Source organism: Phytopseudomonas straminea, assembly GCF_900112645.1.
Lineage (GTDB): Bacteria > Pseudomonadota > Gammaproteobacteria > Pseudomonadales > Pseudomonadaceae > Aquipseudomonas > Aquipseudomonas straminea.
Window position 1 is genome coordinate 299,220 of record NZ_FOMO01000002.1, and the last position, 24,618, is coordinate 323,837.

Annotated in this window: 24 protein-coding genes; 6 read left to right on the forward strand and 18 right to left on the reverse strand. The window is 63.8% G+C overall.

All coding sequences use genetic code 11. The features are described 5' to 3' along the window. Nucleotides 1-41 precede the first annotated feature (41 nt). The gene (locus tag BM279_RS05555; RefSeq protein ID WP_093501745.1) at nt 42-1,148 is read left to right on the forward strand and encodes an LLM class flavin-dependent oxidoreductase; all 1,107 of its coding nucleotides are present in this window, start codon (nt 42-44) and stop codon (nt 1,146-1,148) included. 81 nt (nt 1,149-1,229) lie between these two features. Here BM279_RS05555 and sppA read toward each other — a convergent pair whose 3' ends face one another. The 3 genes from sppA to rluC are packed head-to-tail and all read right to left on the reverse strand — an operon-like array spanning nt 1,230 to nt 3,838. Then, nucleotides 1,230-2,207, reverse strand: coding sequence for a signal peptide peptidase SppA (sppA, locus tag BM279_RS05560; protein ID WP_093501747.1), 978 nt, complete (start codon nt 2,205-2,207; stop codon nt 1,230-1,232). After that, the gene (locus tag BM279_RS05565) at nt 2,197-2,892 is read right to left on the reverse strand and encodes an HAD-IA family hydrolase (protein WP_093501749.1); all 696 of its coding nucleotides are present in this window, start codon (nt 2,890-2,892) and stop codon (nt 2,197-2,199) included. Before BM279_RS05565 ends, sppA begins: the two co-directional genes overlap by 11 nt. Continuing rightward, nucleotides 2,885-3,838 (reverse strand): 23S rRNA pseudouridine(955/2504/2580) synthase RluC, encoded by a 954-nt coding sequence (rluC, locus tag BM279_RS05570; RefSeq protein WP_093502514.1) that lies wholly within the window; start codon nt 3,836-3,838, stop codon nt 2,885-2,887. The genes BM279_RS05565 and rluC overlap by 8 nt, the downstream gene beginning before the upstream one ends. 748 nt (nt 3,839-4,586) lie before the next feature. On the opposite strand from rluC, the gene rne reads away from it, so the two are divergent. After that, the gene (rne, locus tag BM279_RS05575; RefSeq protein WP_093501751.1) at nt 4,587-7,745 is read left to right on the forward strand and encodes a ribonuclease E; all 3,159 of its coding nucleotides are present in this window, start codon (nt 4,587-4,589) and stop codon (nt 7,743-7,745) included. A gap of 247 nt (nt 7,746-7,992) precedes the next feature. Here the strand turns inward: rne and murB are convergent, their stop codons facing one another. The 11 genes from murB to BM279_RS05630 all read right to left on the reverse strand — a co-directional run bounded on the left by murB (nt 7,993) and on the right by BM279_RS05630 (nt 18,163). Beyond that, nucleotides 7,993-9,012, reverse strand: a complete 1,020-nt coding sequence (gene murB / locus BM279_RS05580; protein ID WP_093501753.1) for a UDP-N-acetylmuramate dehydrogenase — start codon at nt 9,010-9,012, stop codon at nt 7,993-7,995. After that, nucleotides 9,009-9,473, reverse strand: coding sequence for a low molecular weight protein-tyrosine-phosphatase (locus BM279_RS05585; protein ID WP_093501755.1), 465 nt, complete (start codon nt 9,471-9,473; stop codon nt 9,009-9,011). Before BM279_RS05585 ends, murB begins: the two co-directional genes overlap by 4 nt. Further along, on the reverse strand, nt 9,473-10,237 hold the full coding sequence (gene kdsB, locus BM279_RS05590) for a 3-deoxy-manno-octulosonate cytidylyltransferase (protein WP_093501758.1): 765 nt from the start codon (nt 10,235-10,237) through the stop codon (nt 9,473-9,475). Before kdsB ends, BM279_RS05585 begins: the two co-directional genes overlap by 1 nt. A 1-nt stretch (nt 10,238) precedes the next feature. Further along, complete coding sequence (locus BM279_RS05595) at nt 10,239-10,424, reverse strand: Trm112 family protein (RefSeq protein ID WP_013791977.1); 186 nt, start codon at nt 10,422-10,424, stop codon at nt 10,239-10,241. A 40-nt stretch (nt 10,425-10,464) separates the two neighbouring features. Then, nucleotides 10,465-11,472 carry a tetraacyldisaccharide 4'-kinase gene (lpxK, locus tag BM279_RS05600; protein WP_093501760.1) on the reverse strand — a complete coding sequence of 336 codons (1,008 nt, stop codon included), beginning with the start codon at nt 11,470-11,472 and terminating at the stop codon, nt 10,465-10,467. Further along, complete coding sequence (locus BM279_RS05605; RefSeq protein ID WP_013791979.1) at nt 11,472-11,900, reverse strand: ExbD/TolR family protein; 429 nt, start codon at nt 11,898-11,900, stop codon at nt 11,472-11,474. Before BM279_RS05605 ends, lpxK begins: the two co-directional genes overlap by 1 nt. Further along, on the reverse strand, nt 11,897-12,553 hold the full coding sequence (locus BM279_RS05610; RefSeq protein WP_013791980.1) for a MotA/TolQ/ExbB proton channel family protein: 657 nt from the start codon (nt 12,551-12,553) through the stop codon (nt 11,897-11,899). The genes BM279_RS05605 and BM279_RS05610 overlap by 4 nt, the downstream gene beginning before the upstream one ends. A 72-nt stretch (nt 12,554-12,625) precedes the next feature. Then, nucleotides 12,626-14,872: a DNA internalization-related competence protein ComEC/Rec2 gene (locus tag BM279_RS05615; RefSeq protein WP_093501762.1), complete on the reverse strand. Its 2,247-nt coding sequence runs from the start codon at nt 14,870-14,872 to the stop codon at nt 12,626-12,628. Nucleotides 14,873-14,974: 102 nt separating this feature from the next. After that, nucleotides 14,975-16,219: a lipoprotein-releasing ABC transporter permease subunit gene (locus BM279_RS05620; protein WP_093501763.1), complete on the reverse strand. Its 1,245-nt coding sequence runs from the start codon at nt 16,217-16,219 to the stop codon at nt 14,975-14,977. Then, nucleotides 16,219-16,920: a lipoprotein-releasing ABC transporter ATP-binding protein LolD gene (gene lolD, locus BM279_RS05625; RefSeq protein WP_093501767.1), complete on the reverse strand. Its 702-nt coding sequence runs from the start codon at nt 16,918-16,920 to the stop codon at nt 16,219-16,221. Before lolD ends, BM279_RS05620 begins: the two co-directional genes overlap by 1 nt. After that, complete coding sequence (locus tag BM279_RS05630) at nt 16,913-18,163, reverse strand: lipoprotein-releasing ABC transporter permease subunit (protein WP_093501769.1); 1,251 nt, start codon at nt 18,161-18,163, stop codon at nt 16,913-16,915. Before BM279_RS05630 ends, lolD begins: the two co-directional genes overlap by 8 nt. Nucleotides 18,164-18,258: 95 nt before the next feature. On the opposite strand from BM279_RS05630, the gene BM279_RS05635 reads away from it, so the two are divergent. The 4 genes from BM279_RS05635 to BM279_RS05650 all read left to right on the forward strand — a co-directional run bounded on the left by BM279_RS05635 (nt 18,259) and on the right by BM279_RS05650 (nt 20,473). Further along, entirely contained in the window at nt 18,259-18,831 is a 573-nt protein-coding gene (locus tag BM279_RS05635; protein WP_093501771.1) for a PilZ domain-containing protein, read from the forward strand. Continuing rightward, nucleotides 18,828-19,124: a phosphodiesterase gene (locus BM279_RS05640; protein ID WP_093501773.1), complete on the forward strand. Its 297-nt coding sequence runs from the start codon at nt 18,828-18,830 to the stop codon at nt 19,122-19,124. The genes BM279_RS05635 and BM279_RS05640 overlap by 4 nt, the downstream gene beginning before the upstream one ends. Before the next feature lie 9 nt (nt 19,125-19,133). Further along, entirely contained in the window at nt 19,134-19,853 is a 720-nt protein-coding gene (locus BM279_RS05645; RefSeq protein WP_093501775.1) for a glycerophosphodiester phosphodiesterase, read from the forward strand. A gap of 101 nt (nt 19,854-19,954) precedes the next feature. After that, the gene (locus BM279_RS05650; RefSeq protein WP_093501778.1) at nt 19,955-20,473 is read left to right on the forward strand and encodes a P-loop nucleotide/nucleoside kinase family protein; all 519 of its coding nucleotides are present in this window, start codon (nt 19,955-19,957) and stop codon (nt 20,471-20,473) included. 146 nt (nt 20,474-20,619) lie between these two features. Here BM279_RS05650 and sthA read toward each other — a convergent pair whose 3' ends face one another. The 4 genes from sthA to nqrF form a co-directional block, all read right to left on the reverse strand. Next, nucleotides 20,620-22,014: a Si-specific NAD(P)(+) transhydrogenase gene (gene sthA / locus BM279_RS05655; RefSeq protein WP_075929404.1), complete on the reverse strand. Its 1,395-nt coding sequence runs from the start codon at nt 22,012-22,014 to the stop codon at nt 20,620-20,622. 128 nt (nt 22,015-22,142) lie between these two features. Beyond that, on the reverse strand, nt 22,143-22,370 hold the full coding sequence (nqrM, locus tag BM279_RS05660; RefSeq protein ID WP_093501780.1) for a (Na+)-NQR maturation NqrM: 228 nt from the start codon (nt 22,368-22,370) through the stop codon (nt 22,143-22,145). Continuing rightward, nucleotides 22,367-23,398, reverse strand: coding sequence for an FAD:protein FMN transferase (locus BM279_RS05665; RefSeq protein ID WP_093501782.1), 1,032 nt, complete (start codon nt 23,396-23,398; stop codon nt 22,367-22,369). Before BM279_RS05665 ends, nqrM begins: the two co-directional genes overlap by 4 nt. Next, nucleotides 23,395-24,618, reverse strand: coding sequence for an NADH:ubiquinone reductase (Na(+)-transporting) subunit F (gene nqrF / locus BM279_RS05670; RefSeq protein WP_013791992.1), 1,224 nt, complete (start codon nt 24,616-24,618; stop codon nt 23,395-23,397). Before nqrF ends, BM279_RS05665 begins: the two co-directional genes overlap by 4 nt.

Genomic DNA, 24,618 nt, shown 5'->3' on the forward strand with positions numbered 1-24,618 from the left:
GGCGGGCCGGTAGCAGACCACGTCAATCGAAAGGAGCAACCATGAGCCTCGAATTCATCGGCCTGATCGGCCCCCAGGAAGCCAGCGAATCCCAGGCGCCACGTGGCCCGGTGGTGGATATCGACTTCATCAAGGCCTTCGCCCAGGCCCAGGAATATGGCGGTTTCGACAAAGCCCTGCTGGCCGTCAACACCAGCGCACCGGACTCGATGATCCTGGCCAGCTACGTGGCCGCAGTGACCGACAAGCTGGGCCTGCTAGTCGCCCACCGCCCGGGCTTTCAGGCGCCTACCTTCGCCGCCAGGCAGTTCGCCACTCTCGATCACCTCAGCCGGGGCCGCGCCGCGATCAACGTGATCACCGGCGGTGACAGCGGCGACCTGCAACGCGACGGCGACTACCTCGACAAGGACGCGCGATATGCGCGTACCGAGGAGTACCTGGACATCTTCCGCAAGACCTGGACGAACATCGAGCCCTTCGATCATCAGGGCGAGCACTACCGCATCGAAGACAACCTGACGCTGGTCAAGCCGGTCCAGAAACCACACGTACCTATCTACTTCTCCGGCGCATCCGACGCTGCCGTGGAGGTCGCCGCCAAACACGCCGACGTGTACATGATGTGGGGCGAACCGCTGGAGCAGGTTCGCGAGCGCATCGCCAAGGTGCGCAAGGCCGCCGCCAAATACGGGCGCGATAAGCACATCCGCTTCAGCCTGTCGCTACGGCCAATCCTCGGCGCCACGGAGGAAGAAGCTTGGGCCCGCGCCGAGCGCACCCTGCTTGACGCGCGCGAACTGATCCATCTGCGCCAGGGCAAACGGCGCGACAAGAACTTCGGCACCAGCAACGCCGGCTCCTCGCGCTTGGTGGAGCTGGCGAGCCAGCGCAAGGTGCATGACAAACGCCTGTGGACCGAGATCGCCGCCCTTAGCGGCGGTGCCGGCAATTCCACCTCGCTGGTTGGCACAGCGGAGCAGGTCGCCGAGGCCGCGCTGGAGTACTACAACATCGGCGTGACCACCTTCCTGTTCCGCGGCTTCGAGCAACTGCGCGACGCCGTGGAATACGGCCAGGACCTGCTACCGCGCATTCGCGCCCTGGTCGAGCAGCAAAACAACGCCAAGAGCATCAGCAACGCCTGACACCCTATAGAGGGGGGATGGATTCGAAACCAATAAAAAGCCCCGGCACCTGGCCGGGGCTCTCTATTTACAACGCCACCATCAACGCAGCGTTGGGCCCTGGAAGCCCATCCACAAGGCCAGATGCTCTGCCACGCTGGCACCGAGCTTCTTGGTGAAGCGATCCAGGGGGCTTTCCTGCACGGTGAAGTCGACCATTTCTTCCTGGCCGATCACTTCGCGGGCCACGTAGCTGGTGCTGCCCAGCCCGTCGATCAGGCCGAGGCTCAGGGCCTGTTCGCCAGACCAGATCAGGCCGGAGAACAGTTCGGGATGCTCGGCATCCTTGAGGCGATCGCCCCGGCCCTTCTTCACGCTGTCGATGAACTGCTTGTGGGTGGTGTCCAGCACCGTCTTCCAGAAACGGGTTTCCTCGTCCTTCTGCGGCTGGAACGGGTCGAGGAATGCCTTGTGCTCACCCGAGGTGTACACACGGCGCTCGACGCCAAGCTTCTCCATGGTGTCGACGAAGCCGAAACTGGCTGCCGTGACGCCGATGGAACCCACCAGGCTGGCCTTGTCGGCGTAGATCTGGTCGGCGGCGCTGGCGATGTAATAGGCGCCGGACGCACCGAGGTCGGAGATCACCGCGTAGACCTTGATGTTCGGGTTCTCGCCACGCAGACGGCGAATCTCGTCGTACACGTAACCCGACTGCACCGGGCTGCCGCCCGGGCTGTTGATGCGCAGGATAACGCCCTTGGTGTTCGGGTCCTTGAAGGCGGCGCGCAGGCTGCCGACGATGTTGTCGGCGCTGGCCGCTTCCTTGTCGGCGATCATCCCGCGCACTTCGATGACCGCGGTATGGGGCGAACTGCTGCCGCTGCCCTGATTGCTAATCAGGGGCGAGAATAGCGCCAGGGCGCCGAACAGGTAGATGAAGGTCAGCAGCTTGAAGAAGATGCCCCAGCGGCGCGAGCGGCGCTGCTCATGGACGCTGGCCAGCAAGGTCTTTTCGAGGAGCTTCCAGCTCTTCGGGTCGCTCTCGGAGACCGACGACGTCTTTCTCTCACCCCACATGCTCACTCTCCTCGGTTCGGGTCTCGGCTACCGTGCAGCTCAGCCAGGTACTCAATTGCGTGAAATGGTTGATCGACAATTTCGGCTCATAACGGCTCAGCGCTTCCAGCGTCTGTGCGCCGTAGCCCACCGCCACCGAATCCATGCCCGCGCGCTGAGCCATTTCCAGATCAAACGACGAATCGCCGACCATCAGTGCCTGCTCGGCGCTCACCCCGCAATGCTGCAGAATCTCGTGCAACATCCGCGGGTCCGGTTTGCTGGCCGTCTCATCGGCGCAGCGGGTGATATCGAAATAATTCTGCCAGCCCAGGGTGTCGAGAATCCGCTGCAGGCCACGGCGACTCTTGCCGGTGGCGACCGCCAACTGGTAGCCCTGCTCGCGGAACCTCGCCAGGCTCTGCTCGACGTCGTCGAAGAACGCCGAAGGCGTACGATCCAGAGCTACGTAGCACTCGCTGTAGGCGGCATGGAAGCGTTCGACGTGCGCCGCTTCGTCGAGTTCCGGATAAAGGGTGGTGATCGCTTGCGGCAGCGCCAGGCCGATGATGCCCTTGACCGCCTCATCGCTGCGTCGTGGCAGGCCGCACAGATCGGCGGCCTGATGCATGGCGGTGACGATACGGGCGATGGAATCGACCAGGGTGCCGTCCCAGTCGAAGATCAGCAGCTTGTAGTCACGCACTCAGTCGCTCCACGGTGCGTGCCCACATCTCGTCGACCGGCGCCTCGAGCTTCAGCACGCCACCCTCGGGCAGCGGGATGTTCAGTTCGTAGGCATGCAGGAACAGGCGCTTGCCGCCCAGTTCGCGAATCTCGCGGGTAAAGTCGTCATCGCCGTATTTGCTGTCACCGGCGATGCAATGCCCGCCATACTGGGCATGCACGCGAATCTGGTGGGTGCGGCCGGTGACCGGCTTGGCTTCGACCAGGGTGGCGAACTCGCCGAAACGGCGCAGCACGCGAAACACGGTCAGCGCTTCCTTGCCTTCCGGGTTGACCTCGACCATGCGCTCGCCGGAGCGCAGGTTGCTCTTGAGCAGCGGCGCGTTGATCTGCTTTTTGGCGGTTGCCCAGTGGCCGCGCACCAGCGCCATGTAGCGCTTGTCGACGCCATCGCCGCGTAGTTGCTCGTGCAGGTGGCGCAGCATGCTGCGCTTCTTGGCGATCATCAGCAGGCCCGAGGTATCGCGGTCCAGGCGGTGCACCAGTTCCAGATCCTTGGCATCCGGGCGCAACTGGCGAAACGCCTCGATCACCCCGTAATTGAGGCCGCTGCCGCCATGCACGGCAATGCCGGCCGGCTTGTTGAGCACGATCAGCGCCTTGTCTTCATAGACGATGGCCGCTTCCAGACGCTGCAACAGGCCCTGGGCCAACGGCTCAGGTTCGTCGCGCTCGGCCAGGCGCAGCGGCGGCACGCGCACGATGTCACCAGCCTGCAGCTTGTATTCAGGCTTGACCCGGCCCTTGTTGACCCGTACCTCACCCTTGCGCAGGATGCGGTAGATAAGGGTCTTGGGAACGCCCTTGAGTTGGTTGCGAAGGAAGTTGTCGATGCGCTGGCCGGCGAGCTCTGGCGCGACCTCGAGCAGCTGTACGCCGGAGGTTGGGGGAGTAGGTGTCGTCATGCCCGCGATCATACAATTTTTATGCATTTGAAGCACTTAATCATTGCTGCTATAGTCGCGAATGCCGTCAAAAGCGGCCTGATTCGCGGATGTTGCCAAACCGCCATCGCGAATCGAGCAACCCACTTCAGGACATAAGGCCGTCCGACGGGCATCTCAGAGAGCGAAAGGCCAGCATGGCTGCTCGAGAAACTCGGAAACAAGGCCTGAGACACAGATGCGTGACCTGCCCAACTGGACGGTCGCGGTAATGCCAACCCGCTGCGGATATTCGTGAGCGGCACCCGATTTTCAGCGATACGTGTAAAGGTGGAGATGCACAACGGTCGGCCTGCGTAGCAAAGAGCTTCATCTAAAGACGCGTCATATCGTCCGCTACCGACCCTTGATTCCTCCTCCTGACTGAGAACCTGTTTAGGGTCTCGCGAGCTAGCGCCACGCAAGACGCTACGTTAGTAACAGCCCCCGTTCGGGGCGGCCGAGGAAGCGACCTTTACCCACGTGGTAAACGGATTTTCCAGACCGGTTTCAACGCAGCAAGGCCGATGCTTAGCCGATCACAAGCGAGTTCTGAGGGCTTTCTGTCACATACAGCAAGCAGGAGACGTCCGTCGCGGCCCAGCAAAACTGGCTGCTGCCGCTAGACACTGAAGCGATTTACGCCCGCTTCTGACGCACCTGACACCGACCCTGAGCGTCGTGTGTGCCTAACGCGGCTTCCGGCAGCACCGGAAACCACTGGTACCACATGAAAAGAATGCTGATTAACGCAACTCAACCCGAAGAGTTGCGTGTTGCGCTGGTAGATGGCCAGCGCCTGTACGATCTGGACATCGAGTCCGGCGCCCGCGTACAGAAGAAATCCAACATCTACAAAGGTCGCATCACCCGCGTAGAACCCAGCCTCGAAGCGGCATTCGTCGACTTCGGCTCCGAGCGTCACGGCTTCCTCCCCCTCAAAGAAATCTCCCGCGAATACTTCTCCAAAGCCCCCGAAGGCCGCGTCAACATCAAGGACGTGCTCAAGGAAGGCCAGGAAGTCATCGTTCAGGTCGAGAAAGAAGAGCGTGGCAACAAGGGCGCAGCCCTGACTACCTTCATCAGCCTCGCCGGTCGTTACCTGGTTCTGATGCCCAACAACCCGCGTGCAGGTGGCATCAGCCGCCGCATCGAGGGTGAAGAGCGCAACGAACTGCGCGAAGCGCTGAACGGCCTCGACATCCCGGGTGACATGGGTCTGATCGTGCGCACCGCCGGCCTGGGCCGCAGCAGCGAAGAAATGCAGTGGGACCTCGATTACCTGCTGCAACTGTGGAGCGCCATCAAGGAGGCGTCCCAGGACCGCCCTGCCCCATTCCTGATCTACCAGGAAAGCAACGTCATCATCCGCGCCATCCGCGACTACCTGCGCCAGGACATCGGCGAAGTACTGGTCGATAGCGTCGAAGCCCAGGAAGAAGCCCTGACCTTCATTCGCCAGGTGATGCCGCAGTACGCCAGCAAGATCAAGCTGTACGAAGACAGCGTGCCGCTGTTCAACCGTTTCCAGATCGAAAGCCAGATCGAAACCGCCTTCCAGCGTGAAGTGAAGCTGCCATCCGGCGGCTCGATCTACATCGACCCGACCGAAGCCCTGGTATCCATCGACATCAACTCGGCGCGCGCCACCAAAGGCAGCGACATCGAAGAAACCGCCCTGCAGACCAACCTGGAAGCGGCCGAAGAGATCGCCCGCCAGCTGCGCCTGCGTGACATCGGTGGTCTGATCGTCATCGACTTCATCGACATGACCCCGGCCAAGAACCAGCGCGCTGTCGAAGAGAAGGTTCGCGAAGCCCTGGAAGCCGACCGCGCTCGCGTACAGGTCGGCCGCATCTCGCGCTTCGGCCTGCTGGAAATGTCCCGTCAGCGCCTGCGCCCATCCCTGGGCGAAAGCAGTGGCATCGTCTGCCCGCGCTGCAACGGTCAAGGCATCATCCGCGACGTCGAATCGCTGTCGCTGGCCATCCTGCGCCTGATCGAAGAAGAAGCCCTGAAAGACCGCACCGCCGAAGTACGCGCCCAGGTGCCGATCCCGGTCGCCGCGTTCCTGCTCAACGAGAAGCGCAACTCGATCACCAAGATCGAACTGCGTACCCGTGCGCGCATCGTCATCCTGCCGAACGATCACCTGGAAACCCCGCACTTCGAAGTGCAGCGTATCCGTGACGACAGCCCGGAAGCTCAGAGCGCCCAGACCAGCTACGAAATGGCCACGGTCGAAGCCGAAGAAGAAAAACCGGCAGCCGCCACCCGCACTCTGGTTCGTCAGGAAGCTGCCATCAAGGCCGCGCCGCCACGCAGCGCACCAGCCCCGGTCAGCGAAGCCGCACCAGCTGCCGCTCCGGTTGCTGCAGCAGCACCTGCCGGTGGCCTGTTCAAAGGCCTGGTGAAGTCCCTGGTGGGTCTGTTCGCTGGCGCCGAAGAGCAGAAGCCAACCGTCGTCGAGAAGAAGCCGGGCGAGCGTCAGCCGCGTGGTGACGAGCGTCGCAACGGCCGTCAGCAGAACCGCAACCGCGGCAACCGTCGTGACGATGATCGCAAGCCACGCGAAGAGCGCCAGCCGCGCGAGGATCGTGCCGCCCGCGAAGAGCGTGCACCGCGTGAAGAGCGTGCGCAACGCGAAGAGCGTCAGCCGCGCGCCCCGCGTGAAGATCGCCAGCCGCGTGAGAACGTGGAAGTTCGCGAGCCACAGGAAGTGCGTCAGTCCCGTCCGCCGCGTGAAGGCCAGGAAAACCGTCGTGAGCGTCGCCCACGCGAAGAGCGTCAGCCACGCGAACTGCGTGCTCCGCTGGACGCCGAGCCGCAAAACGAAAATGCCGCAGTCGCAGGCGAAGAAGCTCGCGCCGAGCGCCCGCAACGCGAGCCGCGTCAGCCACGCCAGCCGCGTGAAGAGCGCCAACCGCGCGCCGAGCAGGCCAAGGCCGACAGCGCTGAAGAAGAAGTGCTGAACAGTGAAGAGCAGCAGGACGACGATCAGGACGGCAACGAAGGTGGTGACCGCCCACGTCGCCGCTCCCGTGGCCAGCGTCGCCGCAGCAACCGTCGCGAGCGTCAGCGCGATGCCGATGGCAACCCGATCGAAGGCAGCGAAGAAAACGCCGAGCAGCCGGTCGCTGGTGCCAGCATCGCAGCCGCCGCTACCGTGGCCGCCGTGATCGCCGAAACCGAGCAACCTGCCGAGCAGAACGTCGCCAGCGAAAGCCAGGCGGCCGTCCCAGTCGAAGCCGCTCAGGCACCCGCCGCAGTCGAAGCCGAGCAACCGGCTCCGGCCGCGCAAGCCACTCCGGCCCCTGTAGTCGCCGAGCGCGCCGACGTGGTGGTCGAGGCTCTGCCGGAAGTCGAGCAGCCGCGTGAGCACGCTCCGGTTTTCGAAACCGTTGCCGAGCAGCCAGTTGTTGCCGCCGAGCCGTTCGTGGCCGAAGCACCTGCCAGCGAGCAGCCAGCGGTCGAAGCGCCTGTCGCTGAACCAGCTCCTGCCACCGAAGCCGCGCCAGTCGCCGAAGTCGAAGCCGCACCCGCGGTTGAGCAAGCGCCAGCCTTAGAAGCCGAGCAGCCAGCGCCTGCGGCACCTGCCAGCAGCAATGGCCGCGCGCCGAACGATCCGCGTGAAGTGCGTCGTCGCAAGCGTGAGGAGGAGCGCCTGGCTCGCGAAGCAGAGGAGGCAGCCAAGGCCGCCGCTGCAGCGCCTGCCGTGGCCGAAGCGGCACCGGTCGTTGAAGCGGCTCCAGCCGTGGAAAGCGAAACCGTGGTCGAGGCTCAGCCAGCCAGCGAGCAGGCCGAGCAGCCCGAACAGGCTGACGTGATCGTCACGCCGGTCGACGAAAGCGCCCAGCGCGATCAGGATGTGCCCAAGCCGCAAGCCTGATAGCTGACGCGTAAACGAAAGGGATGCTTCGGCATCCCTTTTTTATTGCCTGCGATTCGAGGTCTGATCGCAAGCGCGCGGGCATTTTGTGTGAGTCATGGACAGCCCCGGGTATCGCTACGCTCAACCCAGGCTATGAAAAGCAAAACGCTGTAGCCCGCGGTTGAGCGCAGCGATACCCGGGAGCAACGAGAAAGATGGGATAAGGAGACCTATGCAGCCCCGCCAATGCGGCGGAGCTACGCAATCAGAGCACGTTCGGCTCGATCTCCAGGCTGACACCAAAACGCTCGGCGATATCCGCCTGAATGCGCTGCGCCAGGCCGAGCAATTGCTGCCCGGTGGCGTTGCCATGGTTGACCAGCACCAGCGCCTGCAGGCGATGCACGCCGGCGTCACCGTCGCGGTAGCCCTTCCAGCCGGCCTTCTCGATCAGCCAGCCGGCAGCCAGTTTCACCTGGCCATCGGCCTGCGGGTAAGCCACCAGGTCGACGTATTCGGACTGCAGACGCTGCGCCAGTTCAGCAGGCACCAGCGGATTCTTGAAGAAGCTGCCGGCGTTGCCGAGTACGGCCGGGTCCGGCAGCTTCTCGCTGCGGATGGCGCAGATGGCGCGACTGACATCCAGGGCAGTTGGCGCCTCGATGCCCTGCTCCGCCAGGCGCTGGCGCACCGGGCCGTAATCCAGATGCAGCGCTGCATTGCGGCTCAGGGCGAAGCGTACGCGCAGGATGATCCAGCGCCCGCTTTCGCGCTTGAACAGGCTGTCGCGGTAAGCGAAGGCGCAATCCTGCAGGTCGAACTCGCGAACCTCACCGCTCTGCCGATCCAGGGCCGTAAGGCCGAGGAAACAGTCCTTGAGCTCGACGCCGTAGGCACCGATGTTCTGCACCGGCGAGGCGCCGACGGTGCCGGGAATCAGGCTGAGGTTTTCCAGGCCGCCAAAACCCTGGCCTAGCGTCCACAGCACGAAGTCATGCCAGGGCTCACCGGCTTCGGCTTCGATCTGCACGTGCTCGCCGTCGTCGGCCAGCACGCGAATGCCGCGGCCGACCATGCGCAGCACAAGCGCCTCGACATCGGAGCTCAACAGCAGGTTGCTGCCGCCGCCGAGCACCAGCAGCGGCACCTGACGCTCGCGTGCCGCTTCGAGCGCCTGACGAATCTGGTGCTCGTCGATGGCCTCGGCCCAGTAGCGCGCGGCCACGTCCACACCAAAGGTGTTGTAAGCCTTGAGCGATACGCCCGACTGCACCAACAGGCTCATAACCGCCCCTTGAGTTCGATCAGCAAGGCATCGCTGGCTTGCTCGAGCAGATCCAGCACGTGCTCGAAACCTTCGCTGCCACCGTAATAGGGATCCGGAACCTCGTCCTCGGCCAACTCGAAGCGGCGCAGATACAGGTCCAGCTCGGCTCGCGCATTGGCTGGACGAATACGTTGCAGGTCGCGCAGATTGGCACTATCCATGGCCAGTATCAGGTCGAAACGAGCGAAATCGTCGGCCGAGACCTGGCGGCCACGCAGACTGGACAGGTCGTAGCCACGGCGGCTGGCCGCCTGTTGGGTACGTGAATCCGGCGCCTTGCCGACGTGCCAGTCGCCGGTGCCGGCGGAATCAAGCTCGATACGCTCGGCCAGACCAGCCTGCTGCAGGCGCTGACGCATGACCGCCTCGGCGGTGGGTGAACGGCAGATGTTACCCAGGCAGACGAACAGGACGCGCATCAGGCACCCAGCAGGCGGCGGACACGGTCCAGGTCTTCCTGGGTATCGACGCCGGCGGGCGGCGCTTCCAGGGCGTCAGCGACGTGGATGCGCACGCCATGCCAGAGTGCACGCAGCTGCTCCAAGCACTCGGTGTTCTCCAGCCAGCAAGGGCCCCAGGCGACGAAGTCCTGCAGGAAGCCTGCGCGGTAGGCGTAAATGCCGATATGGCGGCGATAAGGCACACCTGCCGGCAAGCGATCACGGTCGGCGGCAAAGGCATCACGCGCCCAGGGCAGTGGCGCGCGGCTGAAGGTCAGCGCCAGGCCGTTGAGGTCGCTGGCGACCTTGACCACGTTGGGATTGAACAGCGCAGCGACATCCTCGATCGGCTCGGCCAGGGTGGCGATGCCCGCCTGGGGATTGCCGGCCAGGTTGGCGGCCACCTGGTCGATGATCGACGGCGGCACCAGCGGCTCGTCACCCTGCACGTTGACCACGATGGCATCGGCGGCAAGGCCCAGCGCCGCGGCCACTTCGGCCAGGCGATCGGTACCGGAGTTATGGTCGACGCGGGTCAACAGCACCTGGGCGCCAAAGCCTTTGCATGCTTCGACGATGCGCGCATCGTCGGTGGCCACTACCACCTGGGTCGCACTGCTCTTGCAGGCTTGCTCCCAGACATGCTGGACCATCGGTTTGCCGGCGATGTCCTGCAGCGGCTTGCCAGGCAGGCGGGTCGACGCATAGCGCGCCGGAATAACCACGGTAAAGGCGTTGCTCATGTTACTTGTCCAGGCGCTCGTCATCGTTGAGGGTGCGGGCTTCGCTTTCCAGCATGACCGGAATCCCGTCGCGGATCGGATAGGCCACACCGGCGCCCTTGCTGATCAGTTCGGTCTTGTCCTGGCTGAGCTTGAGCGGGCCCTTGGTAATTGGGCAGGCCAGGATATCGAGCAGTTTCGGGTCCATGGGAAATCCTTGAGAACAGAGAGGAAGTAGGCGCGCAGGCTTAGTGTCGTTCGCCGAGCAGACGTTCCAGCCGGGCGTCGAACCAGGCACGGAAGGCAGCGGACGGCTGGGCGTCGACAGCCAGGTACCACCAGTCATCGGCCGCGAAGGCCCGGCATTTCACCGCATCCTTCTCGGTCATCACCAGCGGCAGCGCCGGCGAGAAATTCAGCAGCTCGGCGCTGTAGGCAGCATGGTCGGCGAAGGCATGGGCGACAGGCCGCCAGTGTAGCGCCTCGAGGGTCTTGAAGAAACGCTGCGGGTTACCGATGCCAGCCACGGCGTGCACGGCCTGGCCGGGGGGAAAATGATCGAGTGAGCGGCGCTCGCCGCTGCGCAGGTTGATCAGCGCGCTGGGCACCAGGGTGAAGGCGTAGCCGCCGGGTGGATCCTCAGGCGCGCCGTTGTACAGGCAGGCATCTACGCTCTGCAGGCGCTCGGCCGGCTCGCGCAGCGGCCCGGCGGGCAGGCAGCGGGCATTGCCGAGGCCACGGGCGGCGTCGATCAGCACCAACTCCACATCGCGGGCCAGGCGGTAGTGCTGCAGGCCGTCGTCGCTGAGCAGCAGATCCAGCGACTCCTCGGCGAGCAGCGCGCGGGCCGCCCGGCTGCGATCCGGATCGATCATCAGCGGCACACCGCTGCGCTGCACGATCAACAAGGGTTCGTCACCCGCCTGCTCGGCGCTGTGCTCGGCGCAAACCCGCCAGGGCAGGCTCGGTGGCTTGGCGCCATAGCCGCGGCTGATCACACCAACGCGCAGGCCCCGGGCCTGGCACTGCTTGACCAGCCAGAGAATCAAAGGGGTTTTGCCGGTGCCGCCGACGGTGATGTTGCCCACCACGATCAGCGGCACCGGCGCGCGGTAGATCTCGCCCTCGCCGGCCAGGAAACGCTCGCGCTTGCGCTCTACCACACCGCGATACAAAGCCTCCAGCGGGCGCAGCAGCGCCAGCGCCGGGTGCCCCGCATACCACGCCCGCACCAGGCGGTCGGACAGGCTAGCCATCAGGGTGCGGCCTGGGTCTCGACCGTGGTGATACGCAGGTGCGCGAAGCCCAGCTTGCCAGCGGCGTCCATAGCAGTGATCACCGACTGGTGGCTGGTCTTGGCATCGGCGCTAATGGTCAGCGGCAGGCTGTTGTCGCCGCCGGACTCCTTCTGCAATGCCGCCATCAGGTTATCCAAGTCGTTCTTGATCAGAGCCTGGCCGTTGAGCGAGAAGGTGCCATCTGCCGAGATCACCACTTCCAGCTGCTTGAGCTCGCTCTGCTCCGGCGGCGTGCCACTGGCTGCCTCGGGCAGGTCGACCTGCATGCGGGTTTCACGGGTGAAGGTGGTGGTCACCACGAAGAACAGCAGGAGGATGAACACCACGTCGATCAGCGAGGCGAGATTGATCTCCACCTGCTCACGCCGTCTACGTCTGAACTTCACGCCTTTTTGCTCCCCTTGGCCGGCTTGGGCTCCTCGGCCAGGTCGACGTCGCGCTCGCCCTGCACCATTTCCACCAACTTGATAGCTTCCTGCTCCATGCCGACCACCAGCTCATCGACGCGGCGCTGCAGGAAACGATGGAAGAACAGTGCCGGAATAGCGACGGTAAGGCCCGAAGCGGTGGTGATCAGCGCCTTGGCGATGCCACCGGCGAGCAGCGCCGGGTTGGCCATGCTGCCGCCCATGAACGAGCTGAAGATGTCGATCATGGCGATCACCGTACCGAGCAGGCCGAGCAGCGGCGCGATCCCGGCGATGGTGCCCAGCGCATTGAGGTAGCGCTCCATCTCGTGGATCACCCGTGCGGCGGCCTCCTCGATGCACTCTTTCATGATCTCGCGACCGTGCTTGGAGTTGGCCAGGCCCGCGGCGAGAATTTCGCCCAGCGGCGAGTCGGCGCGCAGCTCCTTGAGCTTCTGGCTGTTGAGCTGCTTGTCCTTGATCCAGCGCCATACCTGCCCCAGCAGATGCGGCGGCGTGACACGGCTGACACGCAGCGTCCACAGGCGTTCGGCAATGATGCCCAGGGCGGCGATTGAACACAAAATGATCGGCAGCATCACCCAGCCGCCAGATTTAACCAGTTCCCACACGGTGGCAGATCCCCTTCGCAAAAGTGGCGCCACTCTAGCATAGGGTCGTGATGTCGCCGACGGCTGCGGTTCTCATTTTTCCCGCCAGAAACGCGGTATTTCACGCAGCGCCTGTGGCTCGCCGAAACTGCCGAGATCGATACGCAGTGCACCGGTCTCGACGCTGTCGTAGGCGCGTGCATCGAAGACCTCGTAGCGAGAGACGATCGCCGGATGAGGATGGCCATAGGCGTTGTGCTTGCCTCGCGAATACAGCACCCCCTGGGGCTGCACGGCCTTGAGCAAGGCCCAGGACGAGGAGCTGCGACTGCCATGGTGCGGCGCCAGCAGCCATTGAGCGTCCAGATCGAACCCCGCGTCGATCAGCGCGCGCTCGGCCCGGGTGTCTATATCGCCGGTCAGCAGGATGCGCTCACCGGCCGCCTCGATGATCAGGATGCAGGAAGACTGGTTGCTGTCCGCCGCATCGTCCCAACGCCAGGTATCGAACTGCACGCCATCCCACGACCAGCGTTCCTCCTTGCACGCCTGCGCATCGAGCCCGACGGGTAACGCCGACGCCTCGCCGCTGACCACGCGCTTGACCGGCATGCCGCGCGCCACCGCCTCTGCACCGCCAGAATGATCGTTGTCCGAATGACTGATCAGCAGCATGTCCAGCTCGCGGACATCCAGTGCCCGTAGCGACGGCAGCACCACCCGCTCGCCCATGTCGAAATCGCCGAAGCTGGGGCCGGCGTCATACAGCAGCGCGTGCTGGCGGGTCAGCACCAGCATCGACAGGCCTTGGCCGGCATCCAGCATCCATACCTCGGCGCGCTGCTCGGCAGGCCGCTCTACCGGCGTGAACAGCAACGGCAGCAGCAGGATCAATCCCAGGCCACGCACTGGCACGCCACCCGGCAATAGAATGAACAGCGCGCCCAGCGCCACCAGCAACCAGCCCCAAAACGGCAGATCACTGGGCAGCCAGGCCGGCAGCCACTCGGCCATCAAGCCGAGCAGGCGAAACAGCCACTCCAGCGAGAAGCCGGCGAGCCAGAGAAGCGCCTCGCCAAACCAGGGCACCGGCAGCAGCAAGGTGCCGAGCAATGCCACTGGCACCACGGCAAAGCCGACCCAGGGCACGGCGATCAGATTGGCCAGCGGGCTGCTGGCACTGATCGGCAGGCCCAGCGCCAGCAGCATCGGCAGCAGCCCTACGGTCATTGCCCACTGCGCGCGCCCCAGGGTGCGCCACCAGGCCCAGGCCCCCAGACGCGCGGCGAAAATTAGAATCAGCAAACCCACCGCGCCGAACGACAGCCAGAAGCCCGGTTGCAGCACGGCCAGCGGTTCGAGAAGCAGCACCGCCACCAGCGCCATCAGCAGCGGCAAGGTAATGCCCAGATGACGAAAGCGCCAACGCCACAACAGCACAAGGCCGATCATCGCGCAGGCGCGCTGCACCGGCACTTCGAAACCTGCCAGCAGGCTGTAGCCCAACGCCGAGACGAAGCCCAGAACGCAAGCCACCGGCAGCCAGGGCAACGCCCGCGGCCACCAGCCCAGGCGGGCCAGCCAGAACACCAGGCCGTAGAACATGCCGGCCACCAATGTCACGTGCTGACCGGAGATCACCAGCAGGTGCACCGTGCCGGTGTCCTGCAGCACCCGCCAGTCGGCGACCGACAGGCCGGAGCTGTCGCCCAGCACCAGAGCGGCCAGGCCACCGGCGCGGCCATGAGGATCCTCAGCAAGCATGTGCTGGCGCAAGCGGTCGCGCCACGCTGCGCTGCCGCCGGCTTCACTCATACGCTGACCGGACTTGATGGTGCCGACCCCGCCGATGCGCTGCGCCAGCAGCCAGGCTTCGTAATCGAAGGACTGCGGATTGACCAGCCCATGGGGCCGCTTGAGGTTCACCGCCAGTCGCCAGGTTTCACCGGCGCGAATCTCCGGCCCGCCGTACCAGGACAGACGCAGCAGTTGCGGCAGTTCGGCGCGCCGAGACTGCGCATCGGCCAGGTGAAAACGCACCACGCCTTCGCGCACGTCGGGCAGGTCCACCACCCTGCCCTCCAGCCAGAGTGTGCGGCCGTCCAGCGCCGAATCCAGGCGATCATCCAGCGCCCATTGCGCCGACAGGCAGGCCCAGCTGAAGCCGAGCAGAAACAGGCCGATCAGGTGGCTGCGAAACGGCAGCAGCACGAGCCCGAGCAGAGCAGCTGCAAACAGAAAAGCGGTAGGTGGCAGTTGCGGCAGCCAGCGCAGCACCAACAGGCCGGCGGCCAGGGCCAGCAATGCGCGGCGCAAATCTGCTGTTCGAGTCCCGTCCATGGGCGTCCCGCTATTTGACAATCAGAAGCTGAAAAAACGAAAAGGCCGCTATCTTCATAGCGGCCTTTCGAGCCTAGCAGGCGGACGGTGTAGCGGCGTCCGTCACTCGTAACGCAATGCCTCGGCAGGCTGGGTACGCGAGGCGCGCCAGGACGGATACAGCGTGGCGAGGAAGCTCAGGGTCAGTGCCGCGGTGCAGATCAGCACCACGTCGGCGACCTGCAGCTCCGACGGCAAAGTACTGATGAAGTACACATCCGAGCTGAATACGTGCTGGCCGGTGACCCGCTCCAGCCAACCGACCAGTTCGCTGACGTTGAGCGCCGCCAGCACGCCGAGCACGCCGCCGATCAGGGTGCCGATTACGCCGATCACCGTACCCTGCACCATGAAGATGCCCATGATCTGCCGCGGTGTGGCGCCGAGGGTACGTAGGATGGCGATATCGGCACCTTTGTCGGCAACCACCATGATCAGCGTGGCGATGATGTTGAAGGCCGCCACCGCGACGATCAGCAGCAGCAGCAGACCGATCATGGTCTTTTCCATCTTCATGGCGCTGAACAGACTGCCCTGGGTCTGCGTCCAGTTGCTGGCGTGGTAGCCCTCGCCAAGCTGCTTGGCAATCGCCGCCGCCACCTGAGGCGACTGGTACAGATCCTTGAGTTTGAGGCGGATGCTCTGCACCGAGCCCGGATCCAGACGCTGGATCTGCGCCGCGTCGGCGACGTTGATCAACGCCAGGGAGCTATCCAGGTCGGCGCCGACCTTGAAGATGCCGACCACGTTGAGGCGCTGCATGCGCGGCGTGATACCGCCGGGCGCCGAGCTGACCTCGGGCACGATCAGCGCCAGACGATCGCCGATCTGCAGCTGAAAGCGCCGCGCGGTGATCTCGCCGATGATCACCCCGTACTCGCCTTCGCGCAGGTCGCTCAGGCGGCCCTGCACCATGTGGTCGCCGATGATCGAGACCTTCGGCTCCAGCGCCGGATCGATGCCGTGCAGCTGAATCGGCTGCATCACGCCACGGTAGGACAGCATGCCTTCCAGCTCGGCGAACGGCACCGCCGCCTCGACCCGAGGATTGTCCAGCGCCACCTTGGCAGTTGCCTGCCAGTCGGTCAGGGCTGGCGAGCCGGCAATGGTTGCGTGGGGAACCATGCCGAGGATGCGCGAGCTCATTTCCCGGTGAAAGCCATTCATCACCGACAGCACCACGATCATCGCCAGCACGCCCAGGGACAGGCCGATCATCGAGGTCAGGGAAATGAATGAAATGAAGTGATTACGCCGCTTGGCGCGGGTGTAACGCAGGCCTATGAAGACACTCAGCGGGCGAAACATCAGGCGTTCACCAGCTTGCCGTCTTCCAGGCTCAGCACCCGGTCCATCTGCCGCGCCAGCTGCAAGTCGTGGGTCACGATCAGGAAGGCAGTCTGCGATTGGCTGCTCAGCTCGCGCATCAGTTCCTGAATACCCTGGGCGGTGTGCGAATCCAGGTTGCCAGTGGGCTCGTCGAGCAACACCAGGCCAGGGCGATTGACCAGGGCACGGGCAATAGCCACGCGCTGACGCTCGCCACCGGAAAGTTCGGCAGGTTTATGACTCAGACGATGACCAAGGCCGACGCGCTCGAGCAGCTCGGTGGCACGCTGACGCGCTTCGGGAATCGGCGTTTTGCCGATCAACAGCGGCATGCAGACGTTTTCCAGCGCGGTGAACTCGGCCAGCAGGTGATGGAACTGGTAGACGAAACCCAGTGCGCGATTGCGCAGCAAACCGCGTTGCTTCTCGTTGAGCGCCGACAGCTCCTCGCCGGCCAGCCACACGCTGCCGCTGCTCGGCGTATCCAGGCCGCCGAGCATGTTGAGCAGCGTACTTTTGCCCGAGCCCGAGCTGCCGACGATGGCCACGCGCTCGCCGGGAAACAGCTCCAGTTGCAGATCGTCGAGCACCACCACCGATTGCGGGCCTTCTTCGTAGCGCTTGCTCAGGTTGCGGCAGCTGAGCACGGCGCCTTGCGCCTGCACGACCGGATCACTCATAACGTAATGCCTCCGCGGGCTGGGTGCGCGCCGCGCGCCAGGCCGGATAAAGAGTAGCGAGGAAACTCAACAGCAATGCCGCACCACAGACTTGCACCACGTCGGCGAGCATCAGCTGCGACGGCAGGTAGTCGATGAAGTACACGTCGGCATTGAGAAACTTGAAGCCCAGCAGGCGCTCGACGCCGGCGATGATGGCGCTGATGTTCAGCGCGGCGAGAATGCCCAGCAACGCGCCGATGGCGGTGCCGATCACGCCGATCACCGTGCCCTGCACCATGAAGGTGGCCATGATCTGCATCGGCATGGCGCCCAGGGTACGCAGGATGGCGATATCGCCCTTCTTGTCGTTGACCACCATCACCAGGGTGGAAATGATGTTGAAGGCGGCGACGGCGACGATCAGCAGCAGCAGCAGACCGATCATGGCTTTTTCCATGCGGATGGCCTGGTAGAGGTTGCCGTGAGTACGGGTCCAGTCGCGGGCCAGGTAATCATCCTGGCCGAAGCTCTGAGCCAGCTGCCAGGCGGTGCGCGGTGCCTGGAACAGGTCGGCGAACTTGAGTCGGATACCCTGCACCTGATCCGGCTGATGGCGCTGCAGGCGGGCCAGATCCTGAACGTGGGTCATGGCCATGAAACCATCGATTTCACCAGCGCCAACGTGGAAGATGCCGACCACGGTAAAGCGCTTCAAACGCGGGAACACGCCGCCCGGGGTGACGGTGACCTCAGGCGCCACGAAGGTGATCTTGTCGCCCATGCCGACGCCCAGCTTGGCAGCGGCTTTGTCGCCGATGACGATCCCGAAGGTGCCGGGCTGCAGATCCTCGAGTCGGCCTTCGCGGAAGAAGTCGCCGATGATCGACACCTTGCGCTCCTCGGCCGGATCCACGGCGTTGATCAGCACCTTCTGCACCTTGCCGTCGTTGGTCAGCAGGCCCTGCATCTGGCTGAAAGGCGCGACCGCGAGCACTTGCGGGTTCTTCAGGGCGCGGTCGGCCAGGCGCTGCCAGTCGGTGATCGGCGTGGCGCTCTCGATGGTCGCATGGGGCACCATGCCCAGCACCCGGGTGCGCATTTCATGGTCGAAGCCATTCATCACCGACAGCACCAGAATCATCACCAGCACGCCAAGCGCCAGCCCGATCATGGAAGTCAGGGAAATGAACGAAACGAAGTGGTTGCGACGCTTGGCCCGCGTGTAGCGCGTACCGAGAAAAACGGACAGGGGTCTGAACATGTGGGGCGCTTGTTCGAGGGAAAGAGAAACGTCCTTGTGGCGGGGCCTGGCGAGCGGCCTTACACTCTGACCACCACTGCTGCCATGGGTTCGCCATGTCGATTCAAGACGAAAACGATCGCCGCGAATACTACCGTATCGAGGACACGATCGCACTGGATTTCACCCCGTTGGCTGGCGCCGAAGCCCTGGCCAGTGACGAGCTTCACGACGCCTCGCCGCTGTTTAATCTGCTCAGCGAACTACATGTGCTGGATTTCGAATCCCAACACCTGCTGCGCAACATCAGCGAGCGCGACCGTACCCTGGCGGGCTACCTCAAGGTGGTCAACAAACGCATCGACCTGCTCGGCCAGGCCATGGCCCAGAGCCTGCTGCGCGATATCGGCCCGCCGAAGCGCGTTACGCTATCCGAAGGCGGTATCAGTTTCCTCAACCCGCAACCGGTGGCGGTCGACAGCCATGTGGCCATGAAGATGGTGCTGATGCCCCAGGCGCTGGGCCTGTTGCTACGCGCCAAGGTCGTACATTGCAACGAGCGCGACGGCCAATTCGAGATCGGCGCCGAGTTCGAAGCGCTGACTGACGCACAGCGCCAGTTGCTGGCCCGGCATATCCTGCAGCGTCAGGCGCAGGAGCGCCGCCAGGCCCGCGAGGAGCTCACGTGAACCCTTCCCGGCTGCTGCTTTCGCTGGTCCTGTTGCTGCCCCTGGCAGCCCAGGCTGACACCCTGACGATTCCCATCGGCCAGCAAGGCGCGGACCTGACCGAGGTGCCGCAAAAGGGCCAGTCCAAGCGCTCGGTGCTGGAGCGCTTCGGCCTCGCCGATGAAGAACACCCCGCAGTCGGCAAGCCGCCGATCACCCGCTGGGACTACCGCGAATTCAGCGTCTATTTCGAATACGATCATGTGATCGACAGCGTGCGCCACCTGCAACCGCGCACCACCGCCACCGAGTAAGGAGCAACCGTGACCCTGATCTACGGCCATCGCGGCGCCAAGGGCGAAGCCCCGGAAAATACCCTGGTCAGTTTTCAGCAGTGCCTGGAGCACGGCGTGCGCCGCTGCGAATTGGACCTGCACCTGTCGCGTGACGGCGAGCTGATGGTCATCCACGACCCGACGCTCAAGCGCACCACCGGCCAGCGCGGCAAGGTGGTCGAGCACGACGCCGCCGAACTGGTGCACTACGACGCCCGCCGTGGCGGCCCTGGCTGGCGTCACCCCTGCCCCATTCCCCGGCTGAGCGAACTGTTCGAGCAATGCGATTTCGAGCACTGGCAGTTGGAGGTCAAGAGCGCCTCCAAAGTACGTGCCGCGCGCACCGTGGAAGCCATCGCCCTGCTCAGCCGCCGCTTCGGCCTGGATGACAAGATCACCATCACCTCCAGCTCCCGCGAAGTGCTCAGCGCCGCCCAGCGCCTGACGCCGCACCTGGGCCGCGGTCTGGTAGCCGAATACGCCTGGCTGGACCCGATCAAGGTGGCACGCAACTACGGCTGCGATCTGCTGGCCCTGAACTGGACGCTGTGCACCCCGGAACGCCTGCTCAAGGCGCAAAAAGCCGGCCTCCATGTGTCGGTATGGACGGTCAACGAACCCGCCCTGATGCGCCGCCTCGCAGACTTCGGCGCGGACAGCATCATCACCGACTTCCCGGGTATCGCCGTCAGTACGTTGCGCGGTTAGGCACGTTATCAACATGTGGGAGCGCGCCATGCGCGCGAAATCACGGGCATGGCCCGTTCCCAAATAAGCCTGGGTGCCGCTCAGGATTTAAAGGACAGAACATGCTGATCGTCTTCAGCGGCCTGCCCGGCACCGGCAAGACCACGCTCGCCAAAGCCCTGGCCACCCAACTTGAAGCCGTTTACCTGCGTATCGACAGCATCGAACAGGCGCTACGCAATAGCGGCACCCTCAGACGGGAGGTCGGCAGCAGCGGTTATCAGGTGGCCAACGCCATGGCGCTGGATAACCTCAAGATGGGACGCCGGGTGATCGCCGACTGCGTCAATCCCGTCGCGGAAAGCCGCCAGGCCTGGGCTGATACAGCCGCAAAAGCGGGATGCCCATTGTTGAACGTGCAGATCATCTGTTCCGATCTTGATCGACATCGCCAACGCGTGGAATCACGAATCAGCGACGTACCGGGGCTGGTGTTACCGGACTGGCGGTCAGTCACGGCCCACGAGTACGAATCCTGGACGCAGGCGCCACTGACCGTCGATACCGCGCAGCTGTCGACAGACGTAGCGCTGGCACTGCTCATTGAGCACGTAACCGCAGCCATCAAAAACCGCGCTTGAAAACCTGAAAGGCCCGCCCATAAAAAAACCGATCCACCAGGGATCGGTTTTCTGGCCTGCTCAGACGCTCTCGCGGTTTGGCCAGCGCCAGTTGCGGGAGTCGGCGAACGGATCCCCGACCGGCTCAGGCCGCCGGCCGGAGCCGCTCAAAAAAGCCGGTTGAGCCCGTCGAACGCCGCCACCCGGTAGGCCTCGGCCATGGTCGGGTAGTTGAAGGTGGTGTTGACGAAATACTTGAGGGTATTCGCCTCGCCCTTCTGGTTCATGATCGCCTGGCCGATGTGCACGATCTCCGAAGCCTGGTAGCCGAAGCAGTGCACGCCGAGCACTTCCAGGGTTTCGCGGTGGAAGAGGATCTTCAGCATGCCCACCGGCTCGTGGGAGATCTGCGCCCGCGCCATGCTCTTGAAGAACGCCTTGCCGACTTCGTACGGAATCTTCGCCTTGGTAAGCTCGTGCTCGTTCTTGCCGATCGAGCTGATCTCGGGAATGGTGTAGATGCCGGTCGGGATGTCGTCGACGATCCGCCAGCTGCCGTTGTCGACGATGCTGCCAGCGGCCGAACGGCCCTGGTCGGCGGCGGCACTGGCCAGGCTCGGCCAACCGATCACGTCACCGGCGGCATAGATGTTCGGGACTTCGGTACGGTAGTACTCGTCGACCTGCACCTGGCCACGGCTGTTGACGTTGATACCGATGTTTTCCAGGCCCAGCTTGTCAGTGTTGCCGGTACGGCCGTTACACCACAGCAGCGCATCGGCCTTGATCTTCTTGCCGGATTTCAGGTGCAGGATCACCCCGTTGTCCAGGCCCTCGATGCGCTCGTACTCCTCGTTGTGACGAATCAGCACGTTGTTGGTGCGCAGGTGATAGCTCAGGGCGTCGGAGATTTCCGAGTCGAGGAAGCTCAGCAACTGATCGCGGTTGTCGATCAGGTCGACCAGCACGCCCAGGCCGCTGAAGATCGAGGCATACTCGCTGCCGATCACGCCGGCGCCGTAGATGATCAGACGACGCGGGGTGTGGCTGAGAGTGAGGATGGTGTCGCTGTCGTAGACGCGTGGATGGTTGAAGTCGACGTCAGCCGGGCGGTACGGGCGCGAGCCGGTGGCGATGATCACCTGCTTGGCCGACAGGGTTTCCACTACGCCATTGGGGCAGACCACTTCGATGGTCTGCTCGTCGGCGAAGCTACCGGTGCCGAAGAACACATCGATGCGGTTGCGCGCGTAGTAACCGGTGCGCGAGGTGACCTGCTTGGCGATCACCCGCTCGGCGCTTTTCAGCACGTCAGGGAAGGAGAACCAGCGCGGCTCGCCGATCTGGCGGAACATGGGGTTGGTGTTGAACTGCATGATCTGCCGCACCGAGTGGCGCAGCGCCTTGGACGGGATGGTGCCCAGGTGGGTGCAGTTGCCGCCCACTTCACGGCGGTCATCGACCACCGCCACCTTGCGACCGGCCTTGGCCGCGTTCATCGCCGCCCCTTCACCCGCCGGGCCGGAACCCAATACCACGACATCGTAGTTGTAGACCGCCATGTTCACTCCTCTGATCACGCCGTAACGCTTATTGCGCGTTATCGACAGAACCAGGCCGAACGGGTGGCCTGGTACGCAACATCATGCAAAACGTTGCATAGGGTAACGTCCTATGCAGCGCTTGGCGATCAGCGCTTGCTGGCGTCGTAGGTTTGCACGCTGGATTGGCTGCTGCCCTCACCCGATACCTCCGGGCATTTCTCGCGGTCATCGCCGCAGATCGAGCATTTCTTCTCGATGCCCAAGTTGGCGATACCGCCACAGGAGCCGGCGATGGGCTTGCGGCCCATCATCACCCCAACGGCCATCAGACCGACGACGGTGAGCATGATCAGAAAAACCATCACGAATGTCATTGTTTGCCTCCCGCAGCGAACAGCTGCTCGAAAGTGGCGGTACTGCGTGTGACGAATCCGTCACCCTCACGGGTCACGAAGAACGCCGCGATGCCCTCGCGCTCGGCATATTCCCAGCCCTTTTCCGGGCCAAGCACCAGCAGCATGGTGGACAGCCCATCGGCCATCAGCGCGGTGGGTGCCGCCACGGTAACCGCCGCCAGGTTGTGCTGAATAGGCGCAGCGGTCAGTGGGTCGAGGGTGTGGGAGTAACGTACGCCCTGCTCCTCGAAATAGTTGCGGTAGTCACCGGAGGTGGAGATGCCATAGCCGTCCAATTCGAGTACGCGCTGGATGGCACGCTGATCATCGCGCGGCGCCTCGAGAGCGATGCGCCATGGCTGACCATCGGGCTTGCGCCCTACCGCCTTGAGCTCACCGGTGGCTTCGACCAGGTAACTGCTCACCCCACGTTCGACCAGCTTGGCGATGATTCGGTCAACCGTATAGCCGGCCGCGATGCTGTTGAAGTCGACCTGCAGGTCGATGTCCTTGCACAGCCGATCGCCGTCGATATGCAGATGATCCTGACCAACACGTGCACGAACGTCCTTCAACGCCTCGGCGTCCGGCACCTGGCGCTCGCCACTTCCATGGGGGCCGAAGCCCCACAGATTAAGTAGCGGCTCCACGGTCAGGTCGAACGCCCCACCGCTGTCGCGATGCAGTGCATTGCCGGTCTCGACCAGTTGCAACACGCCTGCTGGCATCGGCATGCAGGTGCCAGCAGGTGCGCGGTTGAACTGTTCGATCAGCGAATCGTCGCGGTAGGTGGACATCTGCTCGTCGATTTCGGCGAAGATCGCCTCCACATCGGCCTTCAGCGATGCCTTGTCCGGCATGCCCTTGCCGCTGACATACTTCACCGAATAGGTGCTGCCCTGCGCCGGGCCACCGAACTCCTCAACTGTCTCGGAAAAACCGCAGCCCACCAATGTCGTAGCCAGGGCTACGACAAGGGCGGGCTGTTTCAGAGCGGCTGCAATCATCCGCCGAAATCGTCGAGCAGGATGTTGTCCTGTTCGACACCCAGGTCGGTGAGCATCTTGATCACGGCAGCGTTCATCATGGGCGGGCCGCACATGTAGAACTCGCAATCCTCGGGCGCCGGATGATCCTTGAGGTAGTTTTCGTAGAGCACGTTGTGAATGAAGCCCTTGAGCCCCGTCCAGTTGTCTTCCGGCTGCGGGTCGGACAGCGCCAAGTGCCACTCGAAGTTGGGGTTCTCCGCCTGCAGCTGATCGTACTCTTCGGTATAGAAGGCCTCGCGCATCGAGCGCGCACCGTACCAGAAGCTGATCTTGCGCTTGGATTTCAGGCGCTTAAGCTGGTCGAAGATGTGCGAACGCATCGGCGCCATGCCGGCACCGCCGCCGATGAAGACCATCTCGGCATCAGTGTCCTTGGCGAAGAATTCACCGAACGGACCGTACACGGTGACCTTGTCACCCGGCTTGAGGCTGAACACCCAGGACGACATCTTGCCCGGCGGCAGATGGTCCTTGCCCGGCGGTGGCGAGGCAATACGGATGTTGAATTTCACCAGGCCGACTTCTTCGGGATAGTTGGCCATGGAGTAGGCTCGGATCACCGTCTCGTCGACCTTGGACACGTACTTCCACTGGTTGAATTTGTCCCAGTCGCCGCGGTACTCCTCCTGGATGTCGAAGTCCTTGTAGTGCACGGTGTGCGGCGGGCACTCCAGCTGTACGTAGCCGCCAGCACGGAAGTCGACGTTCTCGCCTTCCGGCAACTTAAGGGTCAACTCCTTGATGAAGGTGGCCACGTTCGGGTTGGACTCGACCGTGCATTCCCACTTCTTCACGCCGAAAACTTCTTCGGGCACTTCGATCTTCATGTCCTGCTTGACCGGGGTCTGGCAGGACAGACGCCAGCCCTCGCGGGCCTCGCGCTTGTTGAAGTGCGACTCCTCGGTGGACAGCATCTCGCCGCCGCCGCTTTCCACGATGCACTTGCACTGCGCACAGGTACCACCGCCGCCACAGGCCGACGACAGGAAGATGTCATTCTCGGCCAGGGTCTGCAGCAGCTTGCCGCCAGCCGGAACGGTGATGGTGCGCTCACCATTGATCTCGATGTTCACGTCGCCGCCAGAAACCAGACGCGCACGCGCCATGAGGATCACGGCGACCAGTGCCACGATGACCCCGGTGAACATGGAGACTGCTACCAGAATTTCAAAAGCCAT

Excerpts from the sequence above, each read along its gene's own strand:
- BM279_RS05555 (WP_093501745.1), top strand. The coding sequence starts at position 42 with ATGAGCCTCGAATTCATCGGCCTGATCGGCCCCCAGGAAGCCAGCGAA.
- sppA (WP_093501747.1), bottom strand. The coding sequence starts at position 2,207 with ATGTGGGGTGAGAGAAAGACGTCGTCGGTCTCCGAGAGCGACCCGAAG.
- rluC (WP_093502514.1), bottom strand. The coding sequence starts at position 3,838 with ATGACGACACCTACTCCCCCAACCTCCGGCGTACAGCTGCTCGAGGTC.
- rne (WP_093501751.1), top strand. The coding sequence starts at position 4,587 with ATGAAAAGAATGCTGATTAACGCAACTCAACCCGAAGAGTTGCGTGTT.
- murB (WP_093501753.1), bottom strand. The coding sequence starts at position 9,012 with ATGAGCCTGTTGGTGCAGTCGGGCGTATCGCTCAAGGCTTACAACACC.
- BM279_RS05585 (WP_093501755.1), bottom strand. The coding sequence starts at position 9,473 with ATGCGCGTCCTGTTCGTCTGCCTGGGTAACATCTGCCGTTCACCCACC.
- kdsB (WP_093501758.1), bottom strand. The coding sequence starts at position 10,237 with ATGAGCAACGCCTTTACCGTGGTTATTCCGGCGCGCTATGCGTCGACC.
- BM279_RS05595 (WP_013791977.1), bottom strand. The coding sequence starts at position 10,424 with ATGGACCCGAAACTGCTCGATATCCTGGCCTGCCCAATTACCAAGGGC.
- lpxK (WP_093501760.1), bottom strand. The coding sequence starts at position 11,472 with ATGGCTAGCCTGTCCGACCGCCTGGTGCGGGCGTGGTATGCGGGGCAC.
- BM279_RS05615 (WP_093501762.1), bottom strand. The coding sequence starts at position 14,872 with ATGGACGGGACTCGAACAGCAGATTTGCGCCGCGCATTGCTGGCCCTG.
- BM279_RS05620 (WP_093501763.1), bottom strand. The coding sequence starts at position 16,219 with ATGTTTCGCCCGCTGAGTGTCTTCATAGGCCTGCGTTACACCCGCGCC.
- lolD (WP_093501767.1), bottom strand. The coding sequence starts at position 16,920 with ATGAGTGATCCGGTCGTGCAGGCGCAAGGCGCCGTGCTCAGCTGCCGC.
- BM279_RS05630 (WP_093501769.1), bottom strand. The coding sequence starts at position 18,163 with ATGTTCAGACCCCTGTCCGTTTTTCTCGGTACGCGCTACACGCGGGCC.
- BM279_RS05635 (WP_093501771.1), top strand. The coding sequence starts at position 18,259 with ATGTCGATTCAAGACGAAAACGATCGCCGCGAATACTACCGTATCGAG.
- BM279_RS05650 (WP_093501778.1), top strand. The coding sequence starts at position 19,955 with ATGCTGATCGTCTTCAGCGGCCTGCCCGGCACCGGCAAGACCACGCTC.
- sthA (WP_075929404.1), bottom strand. The coding sequence starts at position 22,014 with ATGGCGGTCTACAACTACGATGTCGTGGTATTGGGTTCCGGCCCGGCG.
- nqrM (WP_093501780.1), bottom strand. The coding sequence starts at position 22,370 with ATGACATTCGTGATGGTTTTTCTGATCATGCTCACCGTCGTCGGTCTG.
- BM279_RS05665 (WP_093501782.1), bottom strand. The coding sequence starts at position 23,398 with ATGATTGCAGCCGCTCTGAAACAGCCCGCCCTTGTCGTAGCCCTGGCT.
- nqrF (WP_013791992.1), bottom strand. The coding sequence starts at position 24,618 with ATGGCTTTTGAAATTCTGGTAGCAGTCTCCATGTTCACCGGGGTCATC.